A 2,392-nucleotide genomic window follows, 5' to 3' on the forward strand; every position below is an offset into this window, starting at 1 on the left:
ACTCGCGCAGGATGCCGGTGGCCTGCAACTGCGCCCGCAGCGCCGCGCCTTCCTTGAGTTTTTTCGACGGCAGCCGGTAGGCCAGGGTGCGGTTAGCGAAGCCGAGGTTAAAGGTGGCGACCAGTTCGGGGTGACTGAGGCGGCGCTTTTCGAGATAGACCATCGCTTCCGGGGCGTTGAGCAGCGTGTGGTGATAGAACGCCGCCACGCGTGAGAGCAGCGCCTGACGGCCCGCTTCATCCTGAACGACAGCGGCGGACGAGGCAACCAGCGGCTGAACAGAAGGATTGTCGCCCAGCTCGCCGCGCAGCCGTTCCACTGCCTTGCGCAGGCTGAGTTTTTCGGTGTGCATCAGCCAGTCGATGACCGAGCCACCGGCATCGCAGCCGAAGCAGTGATAGAGGTTTTTGGCAGACGACAGCACGCAGGACGGCTCCTGTTCATCGTGGAACGGGCACAGCACCGCGAAGTCTTTTCCCTTTCGGAGCAGTTTCCGGCCCTGCGCTTTCGCCACGGCAACCAGGGAGACGGCGGCTTTCAGATGCTGTAATTCTGCTTCGGGGATGCGGGCCATAAAACTGTTCCTTTTAAAACCTTGTCAATGCTCTATATGGGTATTATTATATGCTCCATGTAGAGCATTCAGTCAAGCCCATTCAGAACAGGAGGTGATAATGGAAGCCATTATGGTGAATGAAGGAACCTTCTGGATGAGCTTTTCAGCCCGTTTTCTGCAACTGCGCAAGCAACATGGCCTGACCCAGCCACAGATGGCCGACAAGGTCGGGATCCATTTAACGCAAGTGCGCCGCTATGAGTCCGGCGAAGCGCAGCCCTCTTTAGATATTCTCAAGCGTATCGCCCTGACGTTTAACGTCACGACGGACTGGCTGATTTTTGAGGAAGATGAACGTGAACCGCAGGACGAACTGAAGATGAAGTTTGAAGCGGTGAAGCAGATGGATGAGGAAGAACAACGGTCGATTACTTCGATCCTTGACGCGATGATTTTAAAACATCAGGCAAAGCGGCTGTTAAGCTGAGCCTGATTTAGCGCGGTGATAAAGGGAGGCAACCCTTTAACACCGCTGACCACAGGCAACTAAACAGGAGTTGATCATGGCTGAGAAGCATTCTACGGCAGAACGGAAGATTTCCAAAATGCAGCGCCGCTACAGCGTCGGGTATATTACCGCGCGGCACGCCGACCCCAAAACATTCCGGACGCGCTATTATTCCCGTCATCCGAGTCTGATGCTTAAAGGCGACTGGCTGAAGGAAGCAGGGTTTGATACCGGGACAGGGGTGACAGTGAAAATATCGGAGGGCGTGCTGACGATTATTGCGGATACCAGTGAAGTGCAGGCCCTGAAGGCTGAACTTTGCCAGTTTAAAGAGGCGGCGATGGGGATGAAGGCGCTGGTTGCTTAATGGGGTGAAGAAGAATAAAAACTCGGGGGATATCGGTCATGATACCCCCCGGGTTTATCTAAATTCATTTATTTAATGACATCGACGAAATTAAATTCAAATGATATCTTCTTATCCTCAATATCTTCTAGCTTATATTTATTTCGGTCGTTTGAGATGTCAATGATTGATATTTTAAGAAGCATGAATTGTGTTAACCCACCCCCTATATCGTCCATTCTAATATTACTTACGTCATAAAAATAAAAAGATACCACATCATTAAAATCTTCATTATCACTTAGCGAAAGCAATATGTTATATTTCATGTCGATAGGATCAATGTCTATATGAATAAATTTCAATACATTGTTTTTTATTAGTGATTTATTCATTTCATTAAAGTTCATGGCTTGTTGTTTCCTGTGTTAATTCTAGTTTGTTTTCCTTTTGGACTATATCCAGGTCCATATTCATAATTGTGTTCATGAGGGGTGGAATGATAGTCTGGAGATGACGGATTACCATATCCATGGTTAGTATAATCGGTGCGTTGGGTCTGTCGACCATATTGATCATACTTGACAGTAGAATATTCAAGCTCTCCTGTATCAGGGTTGAATTTATAATGTTCTAATTCTCTTGTGCCTGGAGTGACTTGGTGGGGAGCATTCTTGTGCCATGCTGAATCTGGTAATAATGGACCATCATTATTTATATCTTTTTTACATAATCCCAGCGGATCTATCCATTTCAGCGGATTCGCTACATATCCGTAAGGGTTAATTCCCCCCATCAACCCTATCGGGTCATAGGAACGATCCCGACGCTATCGTACTTTTTAACACGCTACTGCCCGCGCTACGCCTCACTTTTTAAAGAGCAACTTTCACATCTTTAACAACACGTTAGCACGCAACGCCCGACGCGCACTTTTGCGCCGGAGGCCAGTATAACGGCGACGGCCGCTGCCGTTAATGTC

The 2,392-nt window shown here is 48.6% G+C and carries 5 protein-coding genes; 2 read left to right on the forward strand and 3 right to left on the reverse strand.

Annotation, left to right across the window (positions count from 1 at the left end; genetic code table 11):
- Positions 1-574 (reverse strand): CHC2 zinc finger domain-containing protein (locus ACLW56_RS25010; protein ID WP_330986298.1); only part of this gene is annotated, 574 nt, incomplete at its 3' end.
- Between the two features lie 136 nt (positions 575-710).
- Here ACLW56_RS25010 and ACLW56_RS25015 point away from each other — a divergent pair.
- Entirely contained in the window at positions 711-1,043 is a 333-nt protein-coding gene (locus ACLW56_RS25015; protein ID WP_330986302.1) for a helix-turn-helix transcriptional regulator, read from the forward strand.
- A gap of 76 nt (positions 1,044-1,119) precedes the next feature.
- Positions 1,120-1,431 (forward strand): SymE family type I addiction module toxin, encoded by a 312-nt coding sequence (locus ACLW56_RS25020; protein WP_330986299.1) that lies wholly within the window; start codon positions 1,120-1,122, stop codon positions 1,429-1,431.
- A 68-nt stretch (positions 1,432-1,499) separates the two neighbouring features.
- On the opposite strand, the gene ACLW56_RS25025 is transcribed toward ACLW56_RS25020, so the two are convergent.
- A complete protein-coding gene (locus ACLW56_RS25025) occupies positions 1,500-1,820 on the reverse strand; it encodes a hypothetical protein (protein WP_330986300.1) in 321 nt (106 codons plus the stop codon).
- Positions 1,817-2,206, reverse strand: coding sequence for a hypothetical protein (locus ACLW56_RS25030; RefSeq protein ID WP_330986301.1), 390 nt, complete (start codon positions 2,204-2,206; stop codon positions 1,817-1,819). The genes ACLW56_RS25025 and ACLW56_RS25030 overlap by 4 nt, the downstream gene beginning before the upstream one ends.
- Between the last annotated feature and the right edge of the window lie 186 nt (positions 2,207-2,392).

Origin of the sequence: Pantoea sp. sgz302252, assembly GCF_047713085.1 — a bacterium.
Classification (GTDB): domain Bacteria; phylum Pseudomonadota; class Gammaproteobacteria; order Enterobacterales; family Enterobacteriaceae; genus Scandinavium.

What these genes read in the sequence shown, in the direction of transcription:
- ACLW56_RS25015 (WP_330986302.1), top strand. Translation starts at nt 711, where the DNA reads ATGAGCTTTTCAGCCCGTTTTCTGCAACTGCGCAAGCAACATGGCCTG.
- ACLW56_RS25020 (WP_330986299.1), top strand. Translation starts at nt 1,120, where the DNA reads ATGGCTGAGAAGCATTCTACGGCAGAACGGAAGATTTCCAAAATGCAG.
- ACLW56_RS25025 (WP_330986300.1), bottom strand. Translation starts at nt 1,820, where the DNA reads ATGAACTTTAATGAAATGAATAAATCACTAATAAAAAACAATGTATTG.
- ACLW56_RS25030 (WP_330986301.1), bottom strand. Translation starts at nt 2,206, where the DNA reads ATGGGGGGAATTAACCCTTACGGATATGTAGCGAATCCGCTGAAATGG.